The sequence below is a fragment of the Ruegeria sp. CDSC068 genome (genome assembly GCF_059610545.1).
The window spans coordinates 92,351-113,405 of the sequence record NZ_JBXWNV010000011.1 but is presented as its reverse complement, the minus strand read 5'-3'; the positions used below and the strand labels follow the sequence as shown (position 1 = coordinate 113,405).

The window sequence follows — 21,055 nt, the reverse complement described above, 5'->3', positions numbered from 1 at the left end:
GCCCGTGCCCGGCAACGTGTTTCGGCGGGCCTATGCAGGAACTGGCCAAACCAATCACTTCGGCGGGAACAAAACCAGTGTCTGCAACGCTGTTCCAACCGGGCCTTCGGTGTCGAACAGAACCGATTGCGACATCCCTATTCCTGACGGTTGCCAATGAGATACGGACTGCGAGGCCAACCAGTCCGATTTGGGTTCACGATGAATCTGCACCGTCAGGTCGGTGTTCATGAACCCCATCTCAGACGTCGGTGCATTCCACGAGATCCCGTTGCCACAATCCGCCAGCGGGCATAGCGCCTGAATCGGCGATTGCGCCTCGCCCTCCAACAGCTTCGGGGTGCGCATCCAGATCGTCTTTGGACCGGCTTTCTGGTTGCCACCCTTGGGGTAGAGAATGTCCGAATGGTTTGCGAACCCCGGCAAGTCGTGACGCGTTTCGCCAATCGGAAACGGGCCCGTCACCGCGTCCTCAAAGCCGGGTGTCGCAAGCGAGACGTTGGGAACCGCCCCCAAATCGCGACGCACCATATGCATCGTGGTGGCCGTAGCGCATAGTGTATCGTCCAGATCGTGCACAGTGACGCGGGTTGTGGCTAGCGTCTTGGTGTGTCGCGTCGTCTCCGCCGCCACACGCAGACCTGTCAGCGGCAGAGGGCGCAGCAAGTCCACGGTCAGCCGTGTCAGCATCTTTTCCGGCCCAACCTCTGTTTCAGCTGAACGAACGATCAGCCCCGCGACCGGGCCCGCATGACAATGATCCGCAGACCACGGCCCGCGTGCGGGATCATTGCCGACAAAAGCGCCGTCAGCCCGAACGTGGAAATAGGTCTGTTCCTTCAGATCCGGTTTCAACACCACCTAAAACCTCAGACTTTTTCCTGCGTGTGCTTTTTCAACTCGGCCCGCGCCACCTGACGGCGGTGTACCGCATCAGGCCCATCGGCCAACCGCAAAGTACGCACATGGGTCCAGGCCGTCGCCAGCGGCGTGTCCTGACTGACCCCCTGCCCGCCGAACATCTGAACGGCCTCATCGATGACTTTGAGTGCGACACGCGGGGCGACGACCTTGATCTGGCTGATCCAGGGTGCCGCTGCACGGGCATCGCCTTGATCCATGTACCAGGCAGCCTTCAGGCACAGCAAGCGCGCCATTTCAATCTCCATCCGGCATTCGGCAATGATATCGAAATTGGCCCCGAGTTGCGCCAGTTTCTTGCCGAAGGCTTCGCGCTGCAGCGACCGTTTGCACATCTGTTCCAGCGCCGATTCAGCCTGCCCAATTGCGCGCATACAATGGTGGATACGACCGGGCCCGAGACGGCCTTGCGCGATCTCGAACCCGCGGCCTTCGCCCAACAGGATGCTCTCAGCTGGCACCCGGACGTTGGTAAAGCGGATATGCATGTGGCCGTGCGGGGCATCATCGTGGCCGTAAACCTGCATTGGGCGCAGAACCTCGATCCCCGGCGCATCAGCAGGCACAACAATCATCGACTGCCGCTTGTGTTTGGGTTGCTCGTCGCCTGCCGTCTTGACCATGACGATATAGACCTTGCACCGTGGATCACCCGCCCCCGATGACCACCATTTTTCTCCGTTCAGAACAAAATCATCCCCATCTTGCAAACAGGACATCGACACGTTCGTGGCATCCGATGACGCCACATCCGGTTCCGTCATTAAATACGCGGACCGGATATCGCCGTTCAGCAGGGGTTTCAGCCACTGCTCTTTCATCTGGTCCGTGCCGTAGCGCTCGAACACTTCCATATTACCGGTATCGGGGGCCGAGCAGTTGAACACCTCGGCCCCAAGAGGCGTTTTGCCCATCTCTTCGGCGAAGTAAGCATACTCGACCGTGGTCAAACCGAAGCCCTTGTCGCTGTCGGTCAGCCAGAAGTTCCATAATCCGGCAGCCTTGGCCTTGGTTTTCAGCCCTTCCAGGATTTCAGCCTGACGTTCGGTGTATTGCCAGCGGTCGCCTTTATCGATTTCGGCCTGATATTCTTCTTCCAGCGGCATGATCTCATCCCGGATCATATCTGCCACACGTTGCAGCAGCGCGCGGTTTTCTTCGCGCAGACCGAATGACATGTTCATGAGCTTTCCTCCTCAGGCCCAAAGAGCGGGCTTTACCTTTGAACAGAGAATGACTTAGCTGCCGATAGAATGTCTAGCTGTGTGACGGAACGTCAACTCAATCAAAATGAAATTGCGAGGGTGATTCATGGCGCTACTGATCGAAACCGGTCTAACCGACTGGATAAGCGATGATGACATCGCCAAAACGATCCGAAACATAAACCCCGGTGCGGATGTGCGCACCCGGGAAACGATTGGAGATGCAAGCGAAATCACCATGGTCGCTGTTGTCGGCCTGAACAACGACCACCCCAAACGGCTGCCGAACCTGCAACTGGTCCAGAAACTGGGCGCGGGCGTTGAAACGATTGTTGGCAACCCGAGCCTGCCCGATCACGTCCGTATCGCACGACTCAAGCCCGATGCGCCGGCGCAAGGTATTGCCGAGTGGTTCGTCGCCTATGTCCTTCACCACCAACGGAATATGGCCTTTCACGAAGCCGCCCAGCGCAAGGCAGAATGGGTACCCAAAGCGCCGGTATTCACGCCGGACACCGTAGTGGGCGTTCTGGGTCTGGGCCATATCGGCGCCCGCAGCGCCAGAATGCTGCGCGCCATCGGTTTTCAGGTCATGGGATGGAGCCGATCCCCGAAAGAGATCGAGGGCGTGACCTGCCTGCATGGCGAGGATGCGCTGCCGAGGTTGCTAGGCCAATGCGACCACGTTTGCGCCATTCTGCCTTCCACGCCGCAAACACTCGGCTTGTTCGATGTGCAGATGCTGGCAGCCATGAAGCCCGGCAGTCAGCTGTTGAACGCAGGGCGTGGTGATCTGATTGACGAAAATGCGCTGATCGAAGCCTTGGACCGTGGAACGCCCGGCCACGCCGTTCTGGACGTAACCAGTACAGAACCCTTACCGTCAGACAGTCCGCTCTGGGCACACCCGGGCGTCACAATCACTCCGCATGTTTCTGGCTGGCACTTAGGTGAAGCATTGGCCGACGTTGCCGAGAATTTCCAACGGTTGTCCGCAGGGAAGCCCTTACTGCACGAAGTCGACCGCACACGCGGCTACTGAGTCGAAATCAGGGCGTCAGAACCCAGTTCCCGCCGGCGTCCCGGCAGTTGCGGGTTCTGACTTCGCGTGATTGTTCGGCCCCGGCGGGCACGATGAAATGCTGGAGATGCACGCAATTGTCCCGGACCTCGCGCACTCGGACAGTGCCTTTTGATCCGGTGTCGTCGTTCGACCAGTTGCGTTCGGTTCCGACCTGAGGCGTTCCATCTGCCAACATCGCATTGGTCGTGGCGTTGACGACACTGTAGTCCTCGGGGCTCAACCCCATTTCAGCGATGATTCTCGAAAGTGGCTTGGCCTGTGCCAGTGAAATCGCGCCGATCACAACGGCTGCTGCAAAAAAGGGTGAAATCCAGGCTTTCATGATCTTCTCGCCTTGCTGAAATAAGTTTGGTCACAAGACTATACCGCCGGGGAACGGGGGCCAAGCCCCTCTGGCCGACCTTCAAATAATACCGAACAAACCTATCGCGACTCGGGTGCTAGGACCGCCGCGCCAATCGCCTCATAGTGCCTCAAACACGAACCAGAGGCATGAAATGGCACAGCCCACCTATTACGCGCCCACAGGCGGACACCCCGGACAAGACCAACTGTTGACCGACCGCGCCATGTTTACCGACGCCTATGCGGTTATCCCTAAAGGCACCATGCGCGACATCGTAACCAGCAACCTGCCGTTCTGGGAAGGCACCCGGCTTTGGGTCCTGTCCCGCCCCCTCAGCGGATTTGCCGAGACGTTTTCGCAATACATCATGGAGGTCCAGCCCGGTGGCGGCAGCGACCACCCAGAAACAGACGCCAAGGCGCAGGGTGTTCTCTTTGTGGTCGAAGGCGAGGTGACCCTGACATTAGGTGGCACTATTCATGTTCTCGAAACCGGCGGATACGCCTATATCCCGCCCGGATCAGATTGGACCTTGCGCAACCGCGCCGAAAAAACCGCCCGATTCCACTGGGTTCGCAAAGCCTATGAAGCCGTTCCCGGCCTGCCCGCACCAGATCCGATCATCACCAACGAACGTGATGTATCGCCCGTCGAGATGCCCGGCACCGAGGGGCGCTGGTCCACAACTCGCTTCACAGATCCGCAAGATCTGCGTCATGACATGCATGTCAATATCGTCAATTTCGAACCCGGCGGCGTGATTCCCTTTGCCGAAACCCATGTCATGGAACACGGTTTGTACGTGCTGGAAGGCAAGGCGGTCTATCGGCTCAACCAGGATTGGGTCGAGGTAGAGGCCGGCGATTACATGTGGTTGCGCGCCTTCTGCCCGCAGGCCTGCTATGCGGGTGGGCCGGGGCGCTTTCGCTATCTGCTTTACAAGGATGTGAACCGGCACATGCCGTTGACACTGTCCAAACGCTAGGCTTTTAAACGCTTTATTTCGGTCAGGGGTTCACAGAAGCCTGTGAATCTGGTGAAATAACAGCAGTTTTTAGCACTGGAGATTGTTCAATGGTACTGCGTGTAACGATGCTGGCACTGGCAGCTGCAATTGGTTTGACGGCATTTGATGCAACACCTGTCGCCGCGAAGGAAGAAACAAAACAGGTTTCTGTCATGAGCCGTACCTGGGCGGTGACACAGGTCTCGGACGCTCCGGTCGTGTACCGTGCGACGCGCGACAACAACAACCTGAACCCCTTTGGCCCACCGCCGCGCTTGCGCACCATTCAGGCCATAGCCGCCTTTCAGCAAGCGACTGGGTGCAGACCGATCGTGGCCAGCATGTACCAGAACATTTCGGGTCAGTTCTTTTCGCAGGTCAGCTGCAACTGACCATAGGTCACAACGGGCATTGAGCTATTGGCAGCGCGCTGCCATAGCTTGCGCATGAAACTTGCAATCAACGGATTCGGCCGTATTGGCCGCACAATCCTGCGGCAGCTGCTGGCTTTGCCGCAGGATACAGATATTGAGCTGGTTCTGATCAACGACATCGCCCCGCTTGAGACCTGCGCCTACCTGTTCAAATATGACAGCACCTTTGGCCCCTTCGCCGGAGCAGTAGAACAGGGCGACGCGGCGATCGTCGTCGATGGGCGCAAAATCCCAATGACACACAGCCCCAATCTGGCACATGTCGATCTATCCGGTGTCGACGTTCTGATGGATTGCACTGGCGTTGCTCGTACCTCGGATGTGGCCAGTCAGGGCCTGACCGCCGGGGCTCGCAAGGTGCTGATCTCTGGCCCCTCGCCCGCGACCGAAATCACTATTGTTCTGGGCGCCAACGAAGATCAGTTGGGCAATGCTCGCATCGTGTCCAACGCGTCTTGCACAACCAACGGGCTTGCGCCCTTGGTCAAAGTGCTGGACCAGATTGGCGGGATTGCGTCAGCCCATATGACAACAATTCACTGCTATACGAACAGCCAGCCTATGGTGGACGCGCCACGCGGCGATTTGGCCCGTTCGCGCGCGGGCGCGCTGTCTATGGTGCCGACCACGTCAAGCGCCACTCATCTGATAGACGAAGTCATGCCGCATTTGGCCGGCCGCATCTCGGGCGCTGCTGTTCGGGTCCCGACAGCCAGTGTATCCGCCATTGATCTGGTGTTGACGCTGGATCGCGGAATGTCGCCTGGGTTGTTCGAAGCCGAACTGCGCGCGGCCGTCCAGACATCGCCTGTGCTGGGCTGGACCGATTCCCCTCTGGTCTCGTCAGACCTGCGTACACGCCCAGAGTCGCTGGTTATAGCGGGACCCGAAACACGCATGGTCGGCGAACATCAGGTCCGTGTTTTCGGCTGGTATGACAATGAATGGGGATTTTCGGCACGCATGTTGGATGTTGCCCGCCTTATGACAGATGGCTGAATTTGCGCGGGCGCAGCGGGCGGGCTTGCCCGCGCGCTGCTTGGCCAAACGGTTCACAAGCATCTTTGATGCGCATTGACCGGGCGGGATAGCCCTATCCGCCTATGATCTCAAACGAGGTGTCAAACCAAAACTCCTCCAGATTAGCCCCCCCACCAATCCGATCAATCACAGCGAATAAGCCGGGCCCGTGCAATGGGGTCAGCACCCCATGCCATGTGCCGCGAAAATAGTTCACACCCTGTCCGGGCTTGGTCACAAATGCCCGCGGATGTCCGGGCCGCCCGCCCTCATCCGGGGCCACGACAACCAGAAAGGGCTGGTGTGTCATCGGTATGAATGCCTGACTGCCCTCGGGGTGACGCTCAACCATATCCAGTTGATAGGGCAAGGATCGCGGATTGGCGTTGAAAAGGCTGATACCGGCGCGCCCGTCTGTGAAATCCAGTCGCGCCAGATCATGGTAGCGACCACATTGCCCCTGATTGATGATCTTGTCCGGATCACCGGTCACTTCGATGACATCACCAAACGGGGCAAATGCCTTGGCCGTCAATGGCGCAGTTCTGACTTGCGCGCTCATGAGGGTAAAACGTCCCGCAACCGGAATTCGGCGATTCGCTCGACCTGACGGCAAGCCTCGGCGAATTCGGTGTCCTTATCCTGATCGCTCCGCCGTTGAAACGCCTGAAGGATAGACGTTTTGTCGTGATCACGTACGGCGATGATAAACGGAAAGCCGAATTTCTCAGTGTATTTCTGGTTCAACTCGGTGAACGTCACACGCTCTTCATCTGTCAGGGCATCCAACCCGGCCGAAGCCTGCTCGGACGTGCTTTCCTGTGTCAACCGTTTGGCCTGCGCCAGCTTTCCGGCAAGATCCGGGTGCGCGGTCAGGACACCCATCCTTTCGTCCGCAGAGGCGGAACGGAACATGCGGGTCAGTGCATTGTGCAGCCCACCTGCCGTGTCATTGGCCGGTCCCAATTCCAGCTCATACGCCCGTTCGGCAATCCAGGCGGAATGCTCGAAGATGCCGCCATACGTCGCGACAAACGCGTCCCGATCCATCTGAGCAGGCTTCGGATGCGGCACCGCCGGATGGTGTTCCGCCCAGTGTTCGGCGATCTGCAACCGTGTCGCAAACCAGACATCGGAAAAGCCGCGCGCGTATTCCAGGAAACGTTTCAACGCCATCACCCGGCCAGGTCGTCCGATCAGGCGGCAGTGCAAGCCGATCGACAGCATCTTGGGCGCTCCGCCCTCGCCCTCGGCGTATAGCGCATCAAAGCTGTCTTTCAGGTAGGAATAGAACTGGTCACCCGCATTGAATCCCTGCGGCGTGGCAAAGCGCATATCGTTGCAATCCAACGTGTAGGGTACGATCAACTGATCCCGCCCACCCGCTTGCACCCAATAGGGCAAGTCGTCCGCATATGTATCGGCCACATAGGCAAATCCGCCCTCTTCTGCCACCAACTGAACAGTATTCTCGGAACAGCGCCCTGTGTACCAACCACGCGGGCGTTCTCCGACGACCTCGGTGTGAAGACGGATAGCCTCGGCAATTTGTGCGCGCTCTTCATCTGCGGGCATGTCTTTATGTTCGACCCATTTCAGACCATGGCTGGCAATCTCCCACCCCGCTGCCTTCATCGCAGCCACCTGATCCGGCGAGCGGGCCAGAGCAGTCGCGACACCGTAGACCGTGATCGGCAGATCCTGCATCAACCGGTGCAACCTCCAGAATCCGGCGCGCGCGCCGTACTCATAGATCGATTCCATGTTCCAATGGCGCTGGGCCGGCCATTGGGCGGCCCCCACGATTTCGGACAGAAACGCCTCGGACGCGGCATCGCCGTGCAGCACGCAATTTTCACCGCCCTCTTCGTAGTTCAGTACGATCTGAACGGCCAGCTTCGCGCCGCCCGGCCATTTGGCATCTGGCGGGTTGGCACCATATCCGATCATGTCACGAGGATAGCGAGAGGGCTGCATGGCATCTTCCATTCTTGATCTTTTGAATAGCCTTACCCCAGAAACACACCGATGATTATCAAATCAATCCGAACGCTGTTTCCGGTTCTTTCGGCATTTCCACTGTTTCAAACTTTGCGTCAGACTGTGACAAAGCAAAAGACAAATCAAAGGAGAGACCCGTGGCTGGCTATCTGACGACCCATGTTCTGGACACTGCACGCGGCTGCCCGGCTGAAGGATTGAAAATCGCACTCTATCGGGTGTCGGGGAACTCGCATCGCAAAATCGCCGAGATGGAGACCAATTCGGACGGGCGCACTGACAGCCCAATCTTGCCACAAGACTCTTTCAAAACTGGTACTTACGAGCTGGTATTCTTCGCAGGAGACTATCTGCGCGCATCGGGTCAGGCAGCTGATGACCCGCTGTTTCTGGATCAGGTGCCGCTCCGGTTTGGCATGTCTGATGCCGAGGCACATTACCATGTACCTCTGCTGCTGTCCCCTTACGGCTATTCGACCTACCGGGGCAGTTGAACCACGGGATGGGGTTACCGTTAAGCGGCAGCTCTATGTGTCAGCAGATTCCGACCCACGCACGACCTTGCCGATCCGCGCAATCATGAAATCCATGAACAAACGCGCCTTGGGGTCCTGATGGCGGCGATGTGTGTATAGGCAGGCCATTTGAACAGATACCGGCGGCGTTTCGACCGCTACGGGGACCAGACGCCCCGAACTGAGGTGTTCGGCCACTTCAAAAACCGGTTTCATCGCGATCCCCTGCCCCGACAGCGCCCAGTCAGTCAGCACGTCACCGTCGTCACATTCGAACCGGCCAGAGACTGCGAACCGCTGGGGACCGTCAGGCGTTTCCAATTGCCACTGAAACTCGGTCGCGCCGGGAAACCTCAGATTCAGGCATTCATGGCGCTGCGACACCAGGTCCGCGCCCGTTGCTGGCATGCCCCTGCGTTCAACATAGGCCGGAGCGGCACAAAGCACGCGCTGGCAGTCAGCGATCTTTCGAATACGCAGGGTACTGTCTTCAGGTTGGCCGATGAAAAAGGCTAGATCCAAACCTTCGGTCGTCAGATCAACGGATCTGTCGGTCAACCGCAGGCGCACGTCGATCTCGGGATATTCCGCAAGAAAATCGGGCACATGCGGTGCCAAAACCCTGCGCCCCACCCCTAGTGGAGCAGCCACAAACAACGATCCCCGCGGGGCCTCGGTCAGATGGACGACCTGCGCTTCGGCATCGTCCACCGCATCCAGAACGGCCACAGCACCGGGATAGAATGCCCGCCCCTGCTCTGTCGGGCTGAGGTTGCGCGTCGTTCTTTGAAACAGGCGCACGCCCAGATGATCTTCAAGCTGAGATATCCGCGCCGACGTCACCGCAGGCGAGATTCGCAGGTCTCGCCCAGCAGCGGACATGCTGCCAAGGTCATAAACCCTGACAAAGGTACGGATGTTGTCTAGATAGGACATCTTTTCGTTTTTTTTGATACAGTTTGACAATATCAGGGAATACCGAAGAAAGTGCCCTTTGCCTAGTGTGACGGCAACCAATCGGAGAGCTTTCTCATGTACGACTTCGCCGTGTTCTGGGACTGGATGGCTTTTGCCGTGCGCTGGCTGCACGTTATTACCGCCATTGCCTGGATCGGATCCTCATTTTATTTCATCGCACTGGACCTTGGTCTGAACCGCGACATCCCCGGCCCGGCGGATGGCGAGGAATGGCAAGTACATGGCGGCGGCTTTTACCACATTCAGAAATACCTAGTTGCGCCCGAACGGATGCCGGAACACCTGGTTTGGTTCAAATGGGAAAGCTACGCGACCTGGCTCAGCGGGGCCGGGTTGCTGATGATCGTGTACTGGGTGGGCGGAGAGCTTTATCTGATCGACGCACAAAAAGCCGATCTGGCGCTGTGGCAAGGCATTCTGATTTCGGCCGCCTCGCTGACTGTCGGTTGGCTGATCTATGATTTCCTATGCAAATCGGGTTTGGGTGAACGTCCTACCCTGCTGATGGTGCTGTTGTTTGTGCTGCTGGTTGTTATGGGATGGGGCTATAATCAGGTATTTACCGGTCGTGCGATGATGCTGCATCTGGGGGCATTCACGGCCACGATCATGACAGCCAACGTGTTTTTCATCATCATGCCGAACCAACGCATCGTGGTAGACGATCTGAAGAACGGCCGTACACCTGACCCAAAGTACGGCAAAATCGCCAAGCTGCGCTCGACGCATAACAACTACCTGACATTGCCGGTGGTGTTCCTTATGTTGTCGAACCACTACCCGCTGGCCTTTGCGACAGAATACAACTGGATCATCGCGGCTCTGGTCTTCCTGATGGGCGTGACCATCCGACACTACTTCAACACGCGCCACGCACGGGCAGGCGATCCGACCTGGACGTGGTTGGTCACGGCACTGTTGTTCATCGCAATCATGTGGTTGTCTACTGCCCCTATGTACAAACCTCTGGAAGAGGCCGAAGCACAGCCACTGACACCGTTTGAACAGAAATATGCTGCCGCCGATGGCTTTGAAGAGGCCCATGACGTTGTTCTTGGACGCTGTTCGATGTGCCACGCGCGCGAACCGGTGTGGGAGGGCATTTTGTGGGCGCCAAAGGGCGTATTGCTGGAAACTGAAGGCGACATTGCCCGCAACGCCCAGCAAATCTATCTGCAGGCGGGGGTCAGCCACGCGATGCCCCCCGCAAACGTCACCTACATGGAGCCCGAGGACCGAGAGGCAATCATCCGCTGGTTTCGCAACGCAGGTTCCTGATCCCGAGACCGATCAATCACACAGGTCGCAAAATTCAGGCGACGCTGGATTTAGTCTTTTCCTGCAAGGACTCTGATGCTCTAACATGAATGTAATCAGCCGTTGCTTTGCAAAAAACGGCAAATGTGATTTCGAGTTGGGGCAGTTGGAGCTATCAGATGCCGGGGAGCAGGCCGCGCGCCTTTTTGAAGAGATGCCTTCTCGGCGCGATTGCAATGACCCTGCCGACCGCATTGGCCGCGCTGGAAACCACCTTAACAGCTCCGGGTGCTTCAAAAGAGCTTGTCGAGCGGATGGAGGAAACCTCCTCGGTTACGACGGCCGAATCTCGCGGGCTGGACACGCCGCTTGAGATCTTGTCGGCGGCGCTTTCGGATTATCGCACTCTAGTCCAAATTCTTTATGACGAAGGGTATTTCAGCCCAGTCGTAAGCATCAAACTGGACGGAAAAGAAGCAGCTGAGATCAGCTCGCTCAGCGTACCAGCGCAGATCAATAGCGCGGTAATCACGGTCAACACCGGCCCCAAGTTCACCTTTGGCGAAGCCATCGTACAACCGATAACGCCCGAAACAGTTCTGCCCGAGGAGTTTGCGGTCGGCAAACTCGCGACCACCGGCGCGATCCAACAAGCCGCGTCAGCTGGCGTGCAGGGTTGGCGCAACGCGGGTCATGCCAAGGCCGAAGTCGAAGGCCAGAAAGTCATTGCCCGCCATGCCGAGGCCAAGCTGGATGCCGAGATCGACCTTACCCCCGGCCCGCGCCTGAGATTTGGCAAAATGATCATCAAGGGCGACACCGATGTGCGCCACCGGTCAATAGAAAAGATCGCCGGGTTTCCGGCAGGCGAAGTATATTCGCCCGAGAAAATCCAGAAGGTCGGCACACGGTTGCGGCGGACGGGGACCTTCAACGTTGTTTCGATTGAAGAGAGGGACACTCCGAACCCGGACGGCACATTGGATTTCGACGCGACGTTTGAAGATTTACCCAAGCGCCGACTGACCTTTGGCGCCGAGATCGCGTCGCGCGACGGGGTAGACGTGACCGCGACCTGGACGCATCGCAACGTATTCCGGCGTGCCGAACGCCTGCGGTTCGAGGCGGCAGTCCGTAATATCGGCGGTGCCGAGGATATCGACGGCCGGATCGGCTTGCGTCTGGATCAGCCCGACCGGCTTGGTCCCGATGACAACACTTTCTGGAACGCGCTTCTGGAACGGCGCAACACAGAAAACTACAACGTCACCGTTGCGTCGCTGGCCTACGGTGCCCGGCGCACGTTCTCTGATCGGCTATATGCCGAAGCCTCAGCCGGGTTTCAGTGGTCCAGCGCGGACGACGCCTATGGCGATGACCGCAGGTTCCGATATTTCATCCTTCCCTTGCGGTCGGAATGGGACGAGCGCGACAGTAAGGTCAGCGCAACGCGCGGCTTTTATCTGGACGCGCAGATCACGCCCTTTGCTGGTCTGTCCGAAACCGAAAGCGGCATACGCATGTTTTTTGACGGGCGCAGCTATACCAGCCTCGGCACCGGCGGACGGCTGGTTCTGGCCGGTCGCGTACAGCTGGGATCAGTGCTCGGGCCATCACCGGACGGTGTAACACCAGACTTCCTGTTTTTCTCGGGCGGTGCCGGAACGGTTCGCGGCCAACCTTACGAGAGTCTTGGCATCCCTATCGGCACTGGTATTGCAGGGGGCAAATCTTTCCTTGGTCTTTCCGCCGAGGTGCGTGGCAAAGTCACCGAAGCCATATCTCTGGTCGGGTTTTATGACTACGGTACGGTGGACACATCCTCATTCATCGGCAGCGGCGCAGAATATCACGCGGGTGCCGGGCTTGGGGTTCGGTATGATCTGGGCGGATTTGGTCCGTTGCGGCTGGATCTGGCCGTTCCAGTGCAGGGTGACACCGGCGACGGCTTGCAGTTTTATATCGGGATCGGACAGGCATTTTGATTGGACGTCGCGCATATCCGTTATTGTTTTCGGGGCTGATGCTGTCTGCCCCTCTGCCACTTGCCGCGCAGGAGGAAGGCGGCAGCATGCTGGAGAACTTCCTGCAGGATACGCTCTCTGGCGACGACCAAAACGTGACCGTTAAGGGCCTGCAAGGCGCGCTGAGCGCGCGCGCGACGATTGAAGAGATCACAGTTGCCGATGATGAAGGTGTTTGGCTGACCATCAAGGACGCCGAACTTGACTGGAACCGTCTGGCGCTTATCCGCGGCCGGTTTTCGGTCAACTCTCTGACCGCGCAGGAAATCGATATTGCCCGTGCACCGGGCACAACGACCAAGGAAGAACCACCTGCTTCGGCGGAAACGCAACCGTTTCAACTGCCCGAACTGCCAGTTTCCATCGAAATCGGTGAAATCCGAGTGGATGAACTGTCTCTTGGTGAGCCATTGATCGGTGTCGCCGCTGATCTGAGCGTGACAGGCAACCTGTCGCTGGCAGATGGGGCGCTGGACACCAATCTAGACGTGATCCGACTGGACCGCGCAGGGGATGAGATCAAGCTGGCGGCCGGGTTCCAGAACTCTACAAGTGAGATCAACCTGGATTTACAGGTGAACGAAGCCTCTGGTGGTCTGATTTCAACCGCGCTGAAGATCCCCGACAGCCCGCCGATCGGCCTGGCAGCCAAGGGCGCGGGTCCTCTGACGGATTTTACCGCCGATATTGGGCTGAGCAGCGACAACCAGATGCGCGTCACTGGGCAGGTTCAGCTGCAGGCGGCCGAGGGTGGCGCAGCGGACGGCATTGCGTTCACCGCTGATCTGAACGGCGATCTGACACCCTTTCTGGGGGAGGACATCGATCCGTTCTTCGGCCCAAAATCACGGCTTTATGTCGATGGCCAGACCAAGCCCGAGGGCGCGCTGGACATCTCGGATTTGGAACTCACCACGCAGGCACTGGATCTGAAGGGTGAGCTTCAATTGGCCGAAGGTGGTGAATTGCAACTGGCGGCCCTGCAAGGGCGCATCACTCCGCCGGATGGGGAAGCCGTCGTTCTTCCGGTCGCGGGGGGCGATACCTCTATCAAGGCGGCGCAGGTGTCGGCACTGTTTGACCGCCAGAACGGCAACCTTTGGGACCTAAGCCTGACTGCCAATGAATTCGCGTCCCCGCAGGCCAAGCTGGGTGATGCCCGGATCACCGCACAAGGCAACCTGGATCAGGGCGAGGTTCTGACTGTCGACGGCGACGTTCAAATCGCGGTCGGCGGAATAGAGATGGCCGATGACGCGCTGACCACAGCTTTGGGCGATCGCATCACACTTGATGGCCAGTTCGACTATAGCAGCGACCAGTCACTGAACCTATCGGGGTTCGAGCTTGTGGGCTCTGACTACACGCTGGCGCTGGACGCGCTGATCTCAGGTCTGACCAGCGGCTTGACGGTCGACGGTACGGCCAAGCTGGACGCAACTGACCTGTCGCGCTTTTCGGATCTTGCCAAGCTGGACCTTGGCGGGCAGGTCTCGGCCAGCGTGACCGGAAAAGGTTCACCGCTGGAACGCAGCTTTGACGGCAAAGTCATGGTTCAGGGCCGCGACTTGTCTACTGGCCGTGACGATATCGACCCGGTTATCACCGGAGAGACCACGATCACTCTGGACGCAAGCCGCGGCACAGACGGCATAACTATCCGTGAATTCGATCTGGACAGTAAGGCCGCCAAAGCCGTGGCCAGCGGTGTTGTGACGACGCCCGACGGCAACCTGACCATTGATGGGCAGGCCCGGGTCAACGCATCGGATTTGTCGGTCTTCTCTGGCTTGGCAAAACGCGACCTTGGCGGTTCCCTACAGGCGACCGTGAACGGTACAGGCACGGTACAAACGCTGGAATTTGACGGCACGGCCAGCGTGATAGGTCAGAACATCAAGACTGGTATGGCCGATATCGACCCTCTGCTGACCGGCAGAACCGAGATCGAATGGGACGGCGCCAGAACCGCAGACAGTATCGACATCCGCAGCGCCTCGGTGAATGGGCGCGCCCTCACTGCGCAAGTACAAGCGGTTGTAGACGATCCCACCGGAGATCTGTCGGCAGATGGCCAAGCGCAATTGAATGTGCCGGACCTGTCCCTGTTTTCCGGGTTGGCCGGGCGTGATCTTGCCGGTTCGGTCGCAGCAAACGTGCAAGGCAACGGTACCCTGTCCACCCGGGCATTCGATGTTCAGGGCAACCTCGATGCCAACAACATCCAAACCGGCATTGAGGCCGTGGACAAACTGATTCAGGGCCAGACGACCCTGTCCGTAGATGCCCAGAATGAGGAAGATGGCCTTAGCATTGAAACGTTCCGCCTGAACGGCACGGCCATCACCGCAACGGCTTCGGGTAAGCTGGACCGTCAAGCGGGCGGGCTGGATTTCTCGGTCAAACTGGACGATCTGGCGCGGGTGTTGAACACGATGTCCGGTCCACTGACGTTGGATGGAAACGTGGCCCCGACATCCAAGGGCGTGGAAGGCACGGTCAACCTGAATGGCCCAGACAGCTCATACGCCAAGCTTGCCGGGACGGTGGACAGCGATGGGTCGGCGGATCTGGATTTTGACGCTAAATTTAACCGGATCGAGCGTTTTGTACCTGAGTTTCCGGGTACAGTGGCCGCCAATGGCAGCGCTAAGCGCAATAAGGGTGTCTGGACAATCGACGCCCAGGCCGACGGGCCTGCGGAGATTAGCGGCAAAGTCTCTGGTACCTTCGACGAAAGCACCGGAGAAGCGGACATGAAAGCCGTTGGCGGCGTCAATCTTGGCATTGCCAATACATTTATCACGCCCAACAAGATCGACGGCAGCGCGCGATATGACTTGACCCTGTCGGGCAAACCCGCACTGGAATCCCTGTCCGGATCAATCACTACGTCAGGTACTTCGCTGGCAATTCCCGGCGCGGGACAGACAATCACCGGCATCAGCGGATCGGTCCAACTTGCGAATAGCCGCGCCACGATTTCCCTAAGTGGCGGACCACGGGCAGGCGGCAATTTTACCGTCAGCGGGCCTGTAGACCTTTCACCACCATTCAATGCCAATATCACGACCGCCCTTAACAGCCTCGTACTGACCGATCAGTTGCTGTATGAAACCACGCTGAACGGGCAAATTGCGATGACCGGGGCGCTGGCGGGTAACAGCTCGATCGCTGGACAGATCACGTTTGGCGAAACCAATATCAACCTAGCGGCCGCATCAGGTGCCGTGGGGGCGGCCCCTATCCCAGACATCGTTCACGTGAATGAAAGCGGGTCAGGCTATGTGACCCGTGAACGCGCGGGCCTCGTCCAAAGTGAAGACGGCAATAAAAGCGATTCTCGTATCGCCCTGGATGTCAGTCTTTTGGCACCCAAGGCCGTGTTTGTCCGCGGGCGCGGCGTCAACGCAGAGCTGGGTGGAAGAATAAACATCGGCGGCACCACGTCCTCGGTCATCCCATCGGGCCAGATCGAACTGATCCGTGGTAACTTTGACATTCTGGGGCGCAGGCTGGCCCTGACCAAGGGCATTGTGACGCTGCAAGGGGACCTGACGCCCTATATCGAATTTGAATCCTCAACCAGCACCTCTGATGGTACGGCAACGATCGAGATCGCCGGACCACTGGACTCGCCCGAGGTCAACGTCTTTTCCGACCCGGAGCGCCCAGCTGAGGAAGCGCTGGCAATGCTGTTGTTCGGTAATCGCTTCTCAGAGTTGTCACCGTTCGTAATCGCTCAGATGGCGGCCTCGCTGGCGCAACTCAGCGGCGCCGGCGGAGACGCGACCAAAGGCCTGCGCGAGTCAACGGGCGTCGATACCGTGGACATCGGCGTGTCCGAAGGTGGCGCGGGCCGGCTCGGCGCCGGGGCGTATCTGAGCGACAACCTTTACACCGATTTCACCGTCAACACCGAAGGCGACACCGAGGTGAATCTGAACTTGGATGTCACCGACAGTTTCACCGTGAAAGGCACTGTAGATGGCCGGGGTGAGACCGGTGTTGGGGTCTTCTTTTCGCGCGACTACTAAGCAGGCCTCAGTTCACTTTCTGCGGATGCCTATCGGGTGGCCGACCTCTGGGGCCGGGTCGATCGCCGCATGATCCCTCACCATGCTCTGAAGACGCGCGACGGCCCAGTCCGGATAGGGAACCGACCGGCCGGTCGTATGGCTGACATTCATGAACAACGCTTCCTGAGTGGCGCAGATAGCACCGTCTTTTTCAGACACCATCTGCGCAAAATAGTGACCACGTTTGTGATCTGCGTCCAGCATCCGAAACCGGATGCTGAAGGCCTCACCTTCCAGTACTTCGCGTAGGAAATTCATGTGGGATTGCAAAATGTAAGGTCCCTGCCTCATCGCATTTACCTGCGCCTCACCCAGCCCAAGATGATCCACCATCAACAGCTCCAGCGCATTGTCGAAGGCGACGCCGTAATAGCCCACGTTCATGTGACCGTTATAGTCAATCCACTCGGGGCGCGCCTTGAACCCGCGGAAAACAAGCGGGGCGTCATAGGGTCCGCCATGACCGGCCAGCGTTTCAGGCGACGGTTGCATCAGGTGCTCCTTCTTGGGTCTCAAAGATCGCAACCGCGCGGATGAATCCAGCTGAAGCCCCTTTTATCTTGAACGGGAAACAGGAAATCTCGAACCCAGTCGGCGGCAAGGTTTCAAGGTTCGTCAGTTTTTCCATGTGACAATAGCCAACCTCCATCGAGGCCCGGTGCCCTTCCCATATAATCGATGCATCTTGCGTTTCAGCATATTCCTGCGCGGTCAATGGAAACGGTGCGTCCCAGCTCCAGGCGTCAGTTCCTGTCACGCGAACCCCGCGTTTGGTCAAATACAGCGTTGCTTCGCGCCCTATGCCGCATCCTTTGGCCAGATAGTCCGGATGCCCATAACGCGTGCCAGCCGAGGTATTCACGACGACGATATCCAACGGCTGCAATTCGTGACCAATCCGTTTCAATTCGGCTTCGACATCGGCAGCGGTCGCCACATAACCATCGTCGAAATGGCGAAAATCCAGTTTCACGCCGGGGTTCATGCACCATTCCAGCGGCACCTCGTCGATGGTGATCGCCCTCTCACCTTTGTTCATGGTCGAATGGTGATGGTAAGGCGCGTCCAGATGGGTGCCATTGTGCGTGGCGATCTGAAGGCGTTCGATGGCCCAGCCCTCACCGCCGGGCAGGTCATCTTTCTGCAGGCCCGGAAAAAAGGACATGACTTGTTCGGCGGTCTGGTCATGGGCCAGATATTCGATTTCGGGTAACATGATCGGCGGATCCGACACGATGCCGGTTTCCAACGGAACTGACAGATCGACGAAGCGGCGCGCCATGTAAAACTCCTCCACTAAGAACGGTGACAGGGTTGGCCGCAGGTAAGCTGCTGTCAAGGAAAGAAAAAGGCGACCCAATGGGCCGCCTTTCCAAGACTGTATGTGACGGATTCACTCGGCCGCGATGGCGTCTTCGATCTTTTCGACGCGAATGGCCGAGAACTTGAACTCGGGGATCTTGCCGTAAGGGTCGATGGCCGAGTTGGTCAGAATGTTCGCCGCCGCCTCGACATAGGCGAACGGGATGAACACCATATCTTCGGCGATCGCCCGGTCGGCTCGAACCATGATCTCGATCGAGCCACGACGGGTGGTGAGACGGATCATTTCGCCCGGCTCGATCCCCATCAGCTTCAGCTGGCGCGGGTTCATCGAACAGTTTGCTTCCGGTTCCACAGCATCCAGAACGTTGGACCGGCGAGTCATCGACCCGGTGTGCCAGTGTTCCAGCTGACGGCCGGTTGTTGCAATCATCGGGTATTCCTCATCCGGCGCTTCATCCGGCGGGATGACACTGGCCGGGGTGAACTTGGCCCGTCCGTCTGTCCGCGGGAAGCCATCACCGAACACGATCGCCTGTCCCGGATCGGTTTCACTGAGCGACGGATAGGTGATCGTCTCGGTCTCAAGCCGCTCCCAGGTGATGTTGTCGAGTGACGCCATAGTCAGCTTCATCTCATCAAACACCTGGCTTACATCGGTGTAATCCCAGTTCAGCCCGATGCGCTGCGCAAGCTCAACGGTGATTTTCCAGTCCTCACGCGCCTCACCCGGAGGTGCCACAGCCGGACGCACACGCTGAACCTGACGGTTGGTGTTCGACACGGTGCCGTTCTTTTCATACAACGCCGAGGCAGGCAGGATGATGTCGGCATAGTTGGCCGTTTCGGTCAGGAAGATATCCTGCACGATCATCAGCTCCAACTTTGCCAAAGCTTCCCGTGCGTGACCAACATCAGGGTCGGACATAGCCGGGTTTTCACCCTGAATATACATGCCCTTGATGTTACCCGCGTAGGCCTGATCAATGATCTCGGTGACGGTCAGGCCCTTCTCGTTAGAGAAGTCGTCCGAGTTCCAGACGTTGTTGAATTTGGCCCGAATGCCGTCATCCATAACCGACTGATAATCTGGCAGGAACATCGGGATCAGACCCGCGTCAGACGCGCCCTGCACGTTGTTCTGGCCACGCAGCGGGTGCAGACCCGCGCCGGGTTTACCAACATTGCCGGTCATCAATGCCAGCGAGATCAGGCATCGCGAGTTATCGGTGCCGTGAATGTGCTGACTGACGCCCATACCCCAGAAGATCAGACCAGCCTTAGCCTGCGCGAAGGTACGCGCGACACGGCGCAGCTGTTCTGGCTCAATGCCACAAATGGGCGCCATTGCCTCGGGCGTGAAGGCGCGCAGATGCTCTTTTTCAGCTTCCCAGTTCTCGGTCCAGCGGTGGATGTACTGGCTGTCGTACAGTTCCTCTTCGACGATCACGTTCATGATCGCGTTGAGCATCGAAACATCGGCACCGGGGCGGAACTGCAGCATTTCGTCTGCGAACTTGCGCATACCGACGCCGCGCGGGTCCATCACGATCAGCTTGCCACCGCGCTTGGTGAACTGCTTGAAGTAGGTTGCCGCCACGGGGTGGTTTTCGATTGGGTTGGCCCCGATGATGATAACCACATCCGAGTTCTCGACCTCGTTAAAGGTGGCCGTCACCGCGCCTGAGCCCACGTTCTCGATCAGCGCCGCCACGGACGAGGCATGGCACAGACGGGTGCAGTGGTCGACGTTGTTGTGCTTGAAGCCCTGACGAATGAACTTCTGGAAAAGATAAGCTTCTTCGTTGGTGCATTTGGCCGAACCAAAGCCAGCAACGTTGCGCGGATCTTCATCACGCAGCGCCTTCAGCTTGGTGGCCGCCAGATCCATTGCCTCTTCCCAAGTCGTCTCGCGGAAATGAGTGCCCAGATTGCCCGGATCGACATTCAACCCTTTTGCAGGCGCATCCTCACGCCGGATCAGCGGTTTGGTCAGGCGGTGTGGGTGGTGGATATAGTCGAAACCAAAGCGGCCTTTGACGCATAAGCGGCCTTCGTTGGCCGGGCCGTTGATGCCCTCGACATACTTGACCTTGCCGTCCTTGACCTTCAGCGAGACTTTGCAGCCGACGCCGCAGAACGGGCAGACGCTTTCGGTCTCGGAATCGTAGTCTTTGCTGTCGCCCTGCTGCTTTTCGTCCAACACAGTGGCTGGCATCAACGCACCGGTCGGGCAGGCTTGAACACATTCACCACAGGCGACACAGGTCGAATCCCCCATCGGGTCGTTCTGGTCAAACACCACCTGCGCGGTGTGTCCGCGACCGGCCATGCCGATCACGTCATTGACCTGCACGTCGCGACAAGCACGGACACAAAGGTTGCAGTTGATGCAGGCGTCCAGATTGACGCGCATTGCAACGTGGCTGTCATCCAGCAGAGGGATCTTCTCGGCCTCTTTCGCCGGGAAACGGCTGTCGCTGACATCGTTCAGCTTGGCCATATCCCAGAAGTGGCTGGATTTATCGTGCGCCTCTTCGGGTTGGTCGGCGACCAGCAATTCCATGACCATTGCGCGCGATTTCTCGGCCCTGTCGCTATCGGTTATTACCACCATTCCGTCCGCAGCCGGACGGATGCACGAGGCGACCAGAGTGCGCTCGCCTTCCACCTCGACCATACAGGCGCGGCAATTGCCGTCCGGTTTGTAACCCGGCTGCGGCTTGTGGCAGAGGTGCGGAATGGTAAATCCCTGCCCCTTGGCGGCTTCCCAGATGGTCCACCCTTCGGGCACGGTGACGTCATCGCCGTTCAGGTTGAAGGTGACGGTCTTGGTTGGGCTTGCATCAAGCATGGCTATGT

General features: G+C 58.4%; 17 protein-coding genes. 8 read left to right on the top strand and 9 right to left on the bottom strand.

The genetic code is table 11. From position 1 onward, the window contains the following. Nucleotides 1-54 precede the first annotated feature (54 nt). Nucleotides 55-858, bottom strand: a complete 804-nt coding sequence (locus AC2FID_RS19585; RefSeq protein ID WP_496757552.1) for a thioesterase family protein — start codon at nt 856-858, stop codon at nt 55-57. A gap of 11 nt (nt 859-869) precedes the next feature. After that, the gene (locus AC2FID_RS19580; RefSeq protein ID WP_282170775.1) at nt 870-2,105 is read right to left on the bottom strand and encodes an acyl-CoA dehydrogenase family protein; all 1,236 of its coding nucleotides are present in this window, start codon (nt 2,103-2,105) and stop codon (nt 870-872) included. A 127-nt stretch (nt 2,106-2,232) separates the two neighbouring features. On the opposite strand from AC2FID_RS19580, the gene AC2FID_RS19575 reads away from it, so the two are divergent. After that, nucleotides 2,233-3,168 carry a 2-hydroxyacid dehydrogenase gene (locus tag AC2FID_RS19575; protein ID WP_496838297.1) on the top strand — a complete coding sequence of 312 codons (936 nt, stop codon included), beginning with the start codon at nt 2,233-2,235 and terminating at the stop codon, nt 3,166-3,168. Nucleotides 3,169-3,175: 7 nt separating this feature from the next. On the opposite strand, the gene AC2FID_RS19570 is transcribed toward AC2FID_RS19575, so the two are convergent. Beyond that, a complete protein-coding gene (locus AC2FID_RS19570) occupies nt 3,176-3,532 on the bottom strand; it encodes a hypothetical protein (protein ID WP_058273195.1) in 357 nt (118 codons plus the stop codon). A 175-nt stretch (nt 3,533-3,707) separates the two neighbouring features. On the opposite strand from AC2FID_RS19570, the gene AC2FID_RS19565 reads away from it, so the two are divergent. The 3 genes from AC2FID_RS19565 to AC2FID_RS19555 all read left to right on the top strand — a co-directional run bounded on the left by AC2FID_RS19565 (nt 3,708) and on the right by AC2FID_RS19555 (nt 5,995). Beyond that, nucleotides 3,708-4,541 (top strand): bifunctional allantoicase/(S)-ureidoglycine aminohydrolase, encoded by an 834-nt coding sequence (locus tag AC2FID_RS19565; RefSeq protein ID WP_496838295.1) that lies wholly within the window; start codon nt 3,708-3,710, stop codon nt 4,539-4,541. A gap of 89 nt (nt 4,542-4,630) precedes the next feature. Continuing rightward, complete coding sequence (locus AC2FID_RS19560; RefSeq protein ID WP_058273193.1) at nt 4,631-4,954, top strand: hypothetical protein; 324 nt, start codon at nt 4,631-4,633, stop codon at nt 4,952-4,954. A 54-nt stretch (nt 4,955-5,008) separates the two neighbouring features. Then, nucleotides 5,009-5,995, top strand: a complete 987-nt coding sequence (locus tag AC2FID_RS19555; protein WP_496838293.1) for a type I glyceraldehyde-3-phosphate dehydrogenase — start codon at nt 5,009-5,011, stop codon at nt 5,993-5,995. A gap of 94 nt (nt 5,996-6,089) precedes the next feature. Here the strand turns inward: AC2FID_RS19555 and AC2FID_RS19550 are convergent, their stop codons facing one another. After that, the gene (locus AC2FID_RS19550; RefSeq protein ID WP_496838291.1) at nt 6,090-6,578 is read right to left on the bottom strand and encodes an ureidoglycolate lyase; all 489 of its coding nucleotides are present in this window, start codon (nt 6,576-6,578) and stop codon (nt 6,090-6,092) included. Next, nucleotides 6,575-7,993, bottom strand: a complete 1,419-nt coding sequence (puuE, locus tag AC2FID_RS19545; RefSeq protein ID WP_496838334.1) for an allantoinase PuuE — start codon at nt 7,991-7,993, stop codon at nt 6,575-6,577. The genes AC2FID_RS19550 and puuE overlap by 4 nt, the downstream gene beginning before the upstream one ends. Before the next feature lie 161 nt (nt 7,994-8,154). Here puuE and uraH point away from each other — a divergent pair, with 161 nt between their 5' ends. Continuing rightward, complete coding sequence (uraH, locus tag AC2FID_RS19540) at nt 8,155-8,511, top strand: hydroxyisourate hydrolase (RefSeq protein ID WP_058273190.1); 357 nt, start codon at nt 8,155-8,157, stop codon at nt 8,509-8,511. 33 nt (nt 8,512-8,544) lie between these two features. Here the strand turns inward: uraH and AC2FID_RS19535 are convergent, their stop codons facing one another. After that, nucleotides 8,545-9,468, bottom strand: a complete 924-nt coding sequence (locus AC2FID_RS19535) for a LysR family transcriptional regulator (RefSeq protein ID WP_496838290.1) — start codon at nt 9,466-9,468, stop codon at nt 8,545-8,547. Between the two features lie 96 nt (nt 9,469-9,564). On the opposite strand from AC2FID_RS19535, the gene AC2FID_RS19530 reads away from it, so the two are divergent. The 3 genes from AC2FID_RS19530 (at nt 9,565) to AC2FID_RS19520 (ending at nt 16,828) form a co-directional block, all read left to right on the top strand. Further along, entirely contained in the window at nt 9,565-10,788 is a 1,224-nt protein-coding gene (locus tag AC2FID_RS19530; protein WP_113791601.1) for a urate hydroxylase PuuD, read from the top strand. Nucleotides 10,789-11,003: 215 nt separating this feature from the next. Beyond that, nucleotides 11,004-12,752 carry an autotransporter assembly complex protein TamA gene (locus AC2FID_RS19525; RefSeq protein ID WP_496838288.1) on the top strand — a complete coding sequence of 583 codons (1,749 nt, stop codon included), beginning with the start codon at nt 11,004-11,006 and terminating at the stop codon, nt 12,750-12,752. Beyond that, nucleotides 12,749-16,828 (top strand): translocation/assembly module TamB domain-containing protein, encoded by a 4,080-nt coding sequence (locus AC2FID_RS19520; protein ID WP_496838286.1) that lies wholly within the window; start codon nt 12,749-12,751, stop codon nt 16,826-16,828. The genes AC2FID_RS19525 and AC2FID_RS19520 overlap by 4 nt, the downstream gene beginning before the upstream one ends. 12 nt (nt 16,829-16,840) lie before the next feature. Here AC2FID_RS19520 and AC2FID_RS19515 read toward each other — a convergent pair whose 3' ends face one another. The 3 genes from AC2FID_RS19515 to fdhF all read right to left on the bottom strand — a co-directional run bounded on the left by AC2FID_RS19515 (nt 16,841) and on the right by fdhF (nt 21,047). Further along, nucleotides 16,841-17,362 (bottom strand): thioesterase family protein, encoded by a 522-nt coding sequence (locus AC2FID_RS19515; RefSeq protein WP_496838284.1) that lies wholly within the window; start codon nt 17,360-17,362, stop codon nt 16,841-16,843. After that, nucleotides 17,346-18,152: a cyclase family protein gene (locus AC2FID_RS19510; protein WP_496838282.1), complete on the bottom strand. Its 807-nt coding sequence runs from the start codon at nt 18,150-18,152 to the stop codon at nt 17,346-17,348. Before AC2FID_RS19510 ends, AC2FID_RS19515 begins: the two co-directional genes overlap by 17 nt. Nucleotides 18,153-18,263: 111 nt before the next feature. Further along, complete coding sequence (gene fdhF / locus AC2FID_RS19505; RefSeq protein ID WP_496740177.1) at nt 18,264-21,047, bottom strand: formate dehydrogenase subunit alpha; 2,784 nt, start codon at nt 21,045-21,047, stop codon at nt 18,264-18,266. Nucleotides 21,048-21,055 lie beyond the last annotated feature (8 nt).

Bases quoted from the DNA above. Each gene is read 5' to 3' on its own strand.
- AC2FID_RS19580 (WP_282170775.1), bottom strand. From the start codon at position 2,105: ATGAACATGTCATTCGGTCTGCGCGAAGAAAACCGCGCGCTGCTGCAA.
- AC2FID_RS19575 (WP_496838297.1), top strand. From the start codon at position 2,233: ATGGCGCTACTGATCGAAACCGGTCTAACCGACTGGATAAGCGATGAT.
- AC2FID_RS19570 (WP_058273195.1), bottom strand. From the start codon at position 3,532: ATGAAAGCCTGGATTTCACCCTTTTTTGCAGCAGCCGTTGTGATCGGC.
- AC2FID_RS19565 (WP_496838295.1), top strand. From the start codon at position 3,708: ATGGCACAGCCCACCTATTACGCGCCCACAGGCGGACACCCCGGACAA.
- AC2FID_RS19560 (WP_058273193.1), top strand. From the start codon at position 4,631: ATGGTACTGCGTGTAACGATGCTGGCACTGGCAGCTGCAATTGGTTTG.
- AC2FID_RS19555 (WP_496838293.1), top strand. From the start codon at position 5,009: ATGAAACTTGCAATCAACGGATTCGGCCGTATTGGCCGCACAATCCTG.
- AC2FID_RS19550 (WP_496838291.1), bottom strand. From the start codon at position 6,578: ATGAGCGCGCAAGTCAGAACTGCGCCATTGACGGCCAAGGCATTTGCC.
- puuE (WP_496838334.1), bottom strand. From the start codon at position 7,993: ATGCAGCCCTCTCGCTATCCTCGTGACATGATCGGATATGGTGCCAAC.
- AC2FID_RS19535 (WP_496838290.1), bottom strand. From the start codon at position 9,468: ATGTCCTATCTAGACAACATCCGTACCTTTGTCAGGGTTTATGACCTT.
- AC2FID_RS19530 (WP_113791601.1), top strand. From the start codon at position 9,565: ATGTACGACTTCGCCGTGTTCTGGGACTGGATGGCTTTTGCCGTGCGC.
- AC2FID_RS19525 (WP_496838288.1), top strand. From the start codon at position 11,004: ATGACCCTGCCGACCGCATTGGCCGCGCTGGAAACCACCTTAACAGCT.
- AC2FID_RS19515 (WP_496838284.1), bottom strand. From the start codon at position 17,362: ATGCAACCGTCGCCTGAAACGCTGGCCGGTCATGGCGGACCCTATGAC.
- AC2FID_RS19510 (WP_496838282.1), bottom strand. From the start codon at position 18,152: ATGGCGCGCCGCTTCGTCGATCTGTCAGTTCCGTTGGAAACCGGCATC.
- fdhF (WP_496740177.1), bottom strand. From the start codon at position 21,047: ATGCTTGATGCAAGCCCAACCAAGACCGTCACCTTCAACCTGAACGGC.